Source organism: Streptomyces sp. NPDC001292 (assembly GCF_042896465.1).
Taxonomy (GTDB): Bacteria; Actinomycetota; Actinomycetes; order Streptomycetales; family Streptomycetaceae; genus Streptomyces.
In genome coordinates, this window is record NZ_JBIAXG010000103.1 from 1 (window position 1) to 6,972 (window position 6,972).

A 6,972-nucleotide genomic window follows, 5' to 3' on the forward strand; every position below is an offset into this window, starting at 1 on the left:
TCCGCCCGTAAGCCCTCCACTTGCCTCATGTCCATCCATCCACCCTGCCGCGGACGAACACAACCGGCAAATAGCACCTAACGGAGTCCTACTAGCGGGATGCTGCGTTCGGGCCACCCCACCGGCAGGCGGGGCGGCCCGAACGACGTCACCGAGAGGTCACCAGCGGGCGGCGTCCACGACGGCGGTGGCGAATCCCCGTGGATCCTCCTGCGGGACGTTGTGGCCGACGTCGAGGACGCGGTGGTCGTACTTGCCGGTGAACATGGCGCGGTACGCAGACCCGTCGCCGGCCGGGGTGAACGGGTCGTAGCGGCCGTCGATCGTGATCGTGGGCACCTCGATGGTGGGGGCCCGCTGCAGTACGCGCTCCAGGTCCGCGTACTCGGGCTCGCTCGGAGCCAGGCTCTGCCGCCATCGATAGTTGCCGATCACGATCGCGACATGGTCGGGGTTGTCGAAGGCCGCAGCTGTGCGGTCGTACGTGTCCTGGGAGAAGTCCCAGTGGGTGAGTTGAACTTCCAGATGAACCGTCCGAGTTCGTGGCGATACTGGGTGAGGCCCGCCACGCCGCGCTCGGTGGCGAAGTAGTACTGGTACCACCAGGCGTTCTCGGCCATCGGCGGCGGCGGCTTGCGGTTCGCCGCCAGATTGGTGATCAGATAGCCGGTTACCGAGACCAGGGCCTGGCAGCGTTGAGGCCACAGGGCCGCGATGATGTCGGCGGTGCGCGATCCCCAGTCGTAGCCCGCGATGACGGCCCGCCGGATCCGCAGCGCGTCCATCAGCGCGATCGTGTCCAGGGCGAAGGCCGCCTGGTCGACGTTGCGCCGGGTGCCGGAGGACAGGAACGTCGTGCTGCCGTGACCACGGAAGTACGGCACGATCACCCGGAAGCCTTCGCCCGCGAGCAGCGGTGCCACTTCCACGTAGCTGTGGATGTCGTACGGGAAGCCGTGCAGCAGCAGGACGGGACGCCCGTGTGCCGGCCCCATCTCGACGTATCCGATGTCCAGTTCCCCGGCCTTGATCTGCTTCACCGGGCCGAACGGCTTGTCCGCAGCGGGCGTGCTCGTCACCGCACCGGACTCGTGTGCAGGGAGGGACTTGCCCGGCAGCCGGGACGGCGGAGCCGAACTGGGCGAACGCCGCGGTGCCGGCGGCGATGCCCAGGAAGCGCCGTCGGTCTGGGGGGAACCCATGAGTGACCTCCTCGGTCAGTTCCGTGGTCGGCGTGCGGGGTCGGATCCGGATCGGTGGCCCGCACCGTGACCACTGTGTGCGCCACGACCTCCTGCCGCGCCCGTGACTCACCCAGGTGTGGACCAGTGAAGTCCCTGGTGCGCCCAGGACCCGCGCCCGGCCAGGCTGGTGAGGTGGCGCCGATGACGGTGAACGGGTCTCTCGCGGTGACCGTCGCTCGGCGTCCGGACCGAGACGACTCCTGGGAGACAGCCGTGAGCCCGATCACCCCGGCCGCCACCGGAAGGCAGCACAGCCACCGGCTCCGTCCCCTTCTGGGCCGCGATCCGAACGAGCGGCACCGGACCGCCACCCCGCTGGAGCTCCTGTACGACCTGACCTTCGTCGTGGCGTTCGGCACCGCCGCCGACCATCTCGCGCACTATCTGACAGCCGGACACACGGGGACCGCCGTCACGGGCTTCCTCATCGCCGTGACCGCGGTGGTCGTCGCCTGGACCGACTACTCGTGGTTCGCCTCGGCGTTCGACAACGACGACTGGGCCTTCCGCGTCGCCACCATGGTGCAGATGGTCGGCGTGGTGATGGTGGCGCTCGGGAGCGAGGAGATGTTCGCCTCGATCGACGCCGGTGGCGGGCTCGACGTCCACGTCATGGTCTTCGGATACGTGGTGATGCGCAGCTCCATGGTCCTGCTGTGGTGGCGGGTCGCCCGCCGGGACGCCGCGCGCACGGCGGCAGCCGCGTCGAGGATCTGGACCATCGGGATCGCCCAGGTCGGATGGGTGGTGCTCGCCTTCTCCGGGCTGAGCCTGACACCGTTCCTGATCGCGGGGGCGGGATTCCTCGCCCTGGACGTCTTCGGGCCGTGGATCTCCCAACGGCACAAGCCGACTCCCTGGCACGCGCACCACATCGCCGAGCGGCACGGACTGCTCGTCATCATCACCCTGGGTGAGGGAGTCCTGGGCACGGTCGCCGCCCTCAACGTGCTCGTGCACACCGATCACGGCTGGACGTTCGACGCGGTCCTGCTGGCGGTGGCGGGTATCGGTATGACGTTCGGGATGTGGTGGATGTACTTCACGGTGCCCTGGGGTGAGGTCCTGAGCCGGCATCGGGAGAGGTCGGCCTTCTGGAGCCTTGGCCACATCGTGCTGTTCGCGTCGATCACCGCGACCGGCGCCGGCCTTCAGGCCGCCGCGGCGTTCCTCGAGGGCGGTAGCGCCCTGAACCGGGTCGGTGCGGTGCTGACCGTAGCCGTCCCCATGACGGCCTACATCGGTTCGTTCTACGGTCTGGGCGCCGTGTTCCTGCGCCACACCAACCGCTTCCACCTCCTGTTGCTGGCGGTCACGGCCGGGATGGTGCTGTCGGCGATCGGGCTCGCCGGTGCGGGGGTCGGAATGGCCTGGTGCCTGGTGGTCCTGATGATGGCCCCGATGGTGACGGTGATCGGCCACGAGACGGTCGGACACCGGCACATGGCCGAGGTCCTGCGGCGCACCTGAGGCGCGGTTTCAGAGCGCGCGGAGCGCAGCTTCGGAGGGAGAGCCGGGTTCGACGGGGTAGAGGCCGAGCGTCTGCCGCGGGGCGCCGGCCGGGGTGAACGCCTCGAACCCCAGGACGAGTTCGCCGGCGGTCGGGTGACGGTAGCGCTTGGCGCCGTAGGTGGGTCGGAAGACGTCTTGGTCGGCCCAGAGACGGCGGAAGTCGGGGTCGGCGGTCAAGTCCTCGACGATGCGCGCCAGTCGCTCGTCCTGCGGGTGCCGGCCGGCATGGAGCCGCAGCATGCCGACGTTCTCGTGGGCGGTCTCGCCCCAGTCGACGTACAGCTGGCGGGCCGCGGGATCGAGGAACATGAAGCGGGCCATGTTCCAGTCCCCGGCCGGGAGTTCGTCGAAGGTCGGGTAGAACGTCCGCGCCAGCCGGTTCATCGCCAGGACGTCGAGGCGGTGGTCGAGGATCAACGCCGGAATGCCGGTGATGTTGTCGAGCGCGTGCAGCAGGCCGGGGCGGACGGACTCGGGTGCCTGGCGAGGCTCCGGTCGGGAGGGCTTGGCCAGGGCGAAGAGGTGGTCGCGCTCGGCGGCGTCCAGCTTCAGGGCGCGGGCCACGGCGTCCAGTACGGCCGCGGAGGCATGCGGATTCCGGCCCCGTTCAAGACGCACGTAGTAGTCGACGCTGACGCCGGCGAGCTGGGCGACCTCCTCGCGGCGCAGACCCGGGACGCGGCGCACGCCGGGAGGCCGGGGCAGGCCCGCCTGCTCCGGGCTGACGCGGGCGCGGCGGGAGCGCAGGAAGTCCCGGAGATCACTCTCGTTCATGGCTGGCGAGAGTAGCCGACCGGGTGTGGAGAGGGGGTAAGCCGTACCCCCCGTACGGCGTGCCACGGGTTCGATTCCCGTCTGCCGTCCCCCTCGCGGCGGTGGTGATCTGGATACGTCGCAACCGACACCCACCTCTTCCGAACACCGGCTCCGGAACCCCGAAGGGAACGAATCATGAGCACGTCCAAGATCGTCCTGATCACCGGTGCCTCCAGCGGAATCGGCGAGGCCACCGCACGCCGGCTGGCCGCGTCCGGTCACCACGTCGTCCTCGGCGCCCGCCGTGTGGACCGCCTCGCCCGGCTGACGGCCGAGCTCAAGGGGGCGGGGCACGACGCCGAGTACGCGGAGCTGGACGTCACCGACCTGGACAGCGTGCGGGGAGTCGTCGACGACGTCATCACCCGCCACGGGCGGATCGACGTCCTGGTCAACAACGCCGGCATCATGCCGCTGTCCATGGTCGAGGAGCTCCGGGTCGACGAGTGGAACCGGATGATCGACGTGAACCTGCGCGGTGTGCTGCACGGGATCGCCGCGGTCCTGCCGTCGATGCGCGAGCGCCGCTCCGGCCAGATCGTCAACGTCGCCTCCACCGCCGCCAACCGGGTCGATCCCACCGGCGTCGTCTACTCCGCGACGAAGTACGCCGTGCGCGCCGTGTCCGAGGGACTGCGCCAGGAGACGCCCGACATCCGCGTCACAGTCGTCTGCCCCGGCCTCACCCGCACCGAACTGACCCACTCCGGCGGCACGGACCAGCTCCAGGACGCCATCCGCGACGCGCTCAGCACGGTCGGCCTCGACGCCTCGGCCATCGCGGACGCCATCGGCTACGCGGTCGACCAGCCCGAGGGCGTCGACGTCAACGAGCTCATCGTCCGTTCCACCGCCTCGCTCCAGGGCTGAGGACCACGCGCGACAACACCGGCACGCCAGAAGGGAAGAGAATCATGACGCAGCAATTCGCAGGGAAGACCGCACTGATCACCGGTGGGGGCAGCGGGATCGGACGGGCCAGCGCTCTGGCGCTGGGTGCCGAAGGGGCCCTCGTGACCGTCACGGGCCGCACCGAGGAGAGCCTGAAGGAGACGGTCCGCCTCGTCGAAGAGGCGGGCGGCACGGCGCGGCTCGTCGTGGCCGACGTGTCGCAGGAAGACGCCGTGGAGCGGGCCGTCGCGGCAGCGGTCGAGGGAGTGGGGCGGCTCGACATCGCGCTCAACAACGCCGGCTACGACGGCGAGTTCCAGAACACGTGGGAGTACGACGTCGACATGCTCGACCGGATGCTCGCCGTCAACACACGTGGTGCGTTCCTGTCGATGAAGCACGAGCTGAAGCACATGGTCGCCCAGGGCTCCGGAGTGATCGTGAACATGGCCTCCGGCGCAGGCCTCGTCGGAGTCACCGGCTTCTCCGGGTACACCGCCTCCAAGGCGGCCGTGATCTCCATGACGAAGAGCACGGCGCTGGAGGCCGCGCCGCACGGAATCCGCGTCAACGCGGTGGCGCCCGGCCTGGTCGAGACCCCGATGATCGCGGTGATGGACCCGGCCACCGAGCCGATGAAGTCGATCGTCGCCGCGCACCCGATGGGCCGGATCGCCAGGGCCGAGGAGATCGCCGACGCCGTGGTCTGGCTCAGCTCGGAGCGCTCGAGCTTCGTGACCGGCGCCGTCATCCCGATCGATGGCGGCTACACCGTCCCGTAGCCGCGATCCCTACGCCCGGCGGCGGGCGGACCCGGGCCCTCGCGCCCCAGGAGGTCCGCCCGCCGCCGGCCCATCCACCGACGGCATCGACCAGCGGAGAACGACATGACCATCGAGACACCTGCCGCCGACACACGGCACGCCACCACGGCGACACCTGGAACCGTCACGATCGGCGGCGACCTCACCGTCAACCGCATTGGCTACGGAGCGATGCGCCTGACCGGGCCGCGAGTCTGGGGCGACTACCCGGACCACGACCGGGCTGTCGGCGTACTGCGCGCCGCCGTCGAAGGCGGCGCCAACTTCATCGACACAGCCGATGTCTACGGACCGCACAGCAACGAGGAGTTGATCCGCGAGGCTCTGCACCCCTACCCGGACGATCTGGTGATCGCGACCAAGGGCGGGTTCGTGCGCGGCGGACCTGAGTACGGCGACCTCGGCGCGGTGGGCAACCGCAACTACCTCCGGCAGGCCGCCTACATGAGCCTGCGCCGACTGGGCCTGGACCACATCGACCTCTACTACCTCCACTCGCCGGCCATGACCGACGTGCCCTTCGAGGACGTCGTGGGCACCCTCGCGGACATGCGGCGCGACGGTCTCATCCGCCACATCGGCCTGTCCAACGTCAGCGCCGGCCAGCTCCGCACCGCCATGGCCATCACGGAGATCGCGGCCGTCACCGTCCACCACAACGTGGCGGTCCGGGAGAACGAAGCTGTGCGCCGGCTGGCGGGGGAGGCCGGAATCGTGTTCTCACCGTGGCATCCGGGAGACATCCCTGGAGAAGGCGAAGGTGACCTCTTTCACGCGGTCATCGCGCCGATCGCCGCCGCGCACCATGCCACGCCGCGGCAGATCGCCCTCGCCTGGCAGTTGCACCTTGGGCCCCGGACACTGCCCATCCCGGGGACGACCAGCGTGGCTCACCTGGAACAGAATCTTTCGGCCGCACGCATCCGGCTCAGCGCGGCCGAGGTGGACGCCATCACCGCGCTTGTTGCTGTCCAGCCCGGTTGACTGGCGAGTGGAAGAACGCGACACCTGCGCACAGCGCCTCGTGGCCTGAAGCTGGTCATGTTGAGATCCGCATGAGGACGATGGCACGTAGGTCCCAGTTGCTGAGCGGAGCAAAGGACATGATCCGGACCCGGATCTCATCGTCATGGTGGTTGGGTAGCCGAAGCCGCCTGATGTCTCCGTCGGAGTGCACCCTTGCTTCGTTCAAGTGCCAGAGCTCGCGAGCCTCCGCACTGCCGTCCAGGACTTCCTCGAGCAGCTGCTGGAGGTCCTCGGACTCGGAGTGGGCGGCGATAGCGAAGCGCAACTGAGCAAGGAAGGGGGCCGCCCCTGCCACGGCAGACACCTCGCCGCGCGGCCGACCCAACCGCCTGGCTGCATCAGTTCAAGCGGCTGCGGACCCGCTACGAGATACGCGCCGACCTCCACCTCGGCTTGCTCCAACTCGCCTGCAGCATCATCTGCTTGAGACGACTCCGAACGTCATTCTGAAACGGTCACTTAGCCAAGCCGACCTTCGCCCGTGCCCAGGCGAGAGCTAAAGCTCGACTCCGCCAGTAGTGCGAGCACAACGCAAAGGCGAGCACAGGAGCCACGCCGCGTGTAGGGTCTCGCCGCTCGTGACATGTCGATCTTGCGTGACCTGGGCGTTCTTGGCTGTCTCACGGCCTTGTCACCCATGATCAGTCTCAAATCCGTGG

6 protein-coding genes and 2 pseudogenes are annotated in these 6,972 nt (G+C 69.1%); 5 read left to right on the forward strand and 3 right to left on the reverse strand.

Annotated features, from left to right (window positions below; translation table 11 throughout):
* Positions 1 to 159 precede the first annotated feature (159 nt).
* A pseudogene (locus ACFY4A_RS42075) lies at positions 160 to 1,202 on the reverse strand (alpha/beta fold hydrolase).
* A 255-nt stretch (positions 1,203 to 1,457) separates the two neighbouring features.
* Between ACFY4A_RS42075 and ACFY4A_RS42080 the strand changes: the two are divergent.
* Positions 1,458 to 2,714 carry a low temperature requirement protein A gene (locus ACFY4A_RS42080; RefSeq protein WP_390834600.1) on the forward strand — a complete coding sequence of 419 codons (1,257 nt, stop codon included), beginning with the start codon at positions 1,458 to 1,460 and terminating at the stop codon, positions 2,712 to 2,714.
* A gap of 9 nt (positions 2,715 to 2,723) precedes the next feature.
* Here the strand turns inward: ACFY4A_RS42080 and ACFY4A_RS42085 are convergent, their stop codons facing one another.
* Positions 2,724 to 3,530, reverse strand: a complete 807-nt coding sequence (locus tag ACFY4A_RS42085) for a helix-turn-helix domain-containing protein (protein ID WP_390834601.1) — start codon at positions 3,528 to 3,530, stop codon at positions 2,724 to 2,726.
* Between the two features lie 177 nt (positions 3,531 to 3,707).
* Here ACFY4A_RS42085 and ACFY4A_RS42090 point away from each other — a divergent pair, with 177 nt between their 5' ends.
* The 3 genes from ACFY4A_RS42090 (at position 3,708) to ACFY4A_RS42100 (ending at position 6,271) form a co-directional block, all read left to right on the forward strand.
* Positions 3,708 to 4,442, forward strand: a complete 735-nt coding sequence (locus tag ACFY4A_RS42090) for an SDR family oxidoreductase (protein ID WP_390834602.1) — start codon at positions 3,708 to 3,710, stop codon at positions 4,440 to 4,442.
* A gap of 44 nt (positions 4,443 to 4,486) precedes the next feature.
* Positions 4,487 to 5,245: an SDR family NAD(P)-dependent oxidoreductase gene (locus ACFY4A_RS42095; RefSeq protein WP_390834603.1), complete on the forward strand. Its 759-nt coding sequence runs from the start codon at positions 4,487 to 4,489 to the stop codon at positions 5,243 to 5,245.
* A gap of 105 nt (positions 5,246 to 5,350) precedes the next feature.
* A complete protein-coding gene (locus tag ACFY4A_RS42100; RefSeq protein ID WP_390834604.1) occupies positions 5,351 to 6,271 on the forward strand; it encodes an aldo/keto reductase in 921 nt (306 codons plus the stop codon).
* Positions 6,272 to 6,326: 55 nt separating this feature from the next.
* Here ACFY4A_RS42100 and ACFY4A_RS42105 read toward each other — a convergent pair whose 3' ends face one another.
* A complete protein-coding gene (locus ACFY4A_RS42105; protein ID WP_390834605.1) occupies positions 6,327 to 6,617 on the reverse strand; it encodes a hypothetical protein in 291 nt (96 codons plus the stop codon).
* Positions 6,618 to 6,640: 23 nt separating this feature from the next.
* Between ACFY4A_RS42105 and ACFY4A_RS42110 the strand changes: the two are divergent.
* Positions 6,641 to 6,763: pseudogene (locus ACFY4A_RS42110) on the forward strand (IS5/IS1182 family transposase); the annotation flags it as partial.
* Positions 6,764 to 6,972 lie beyond the last annotated feature (209 nt).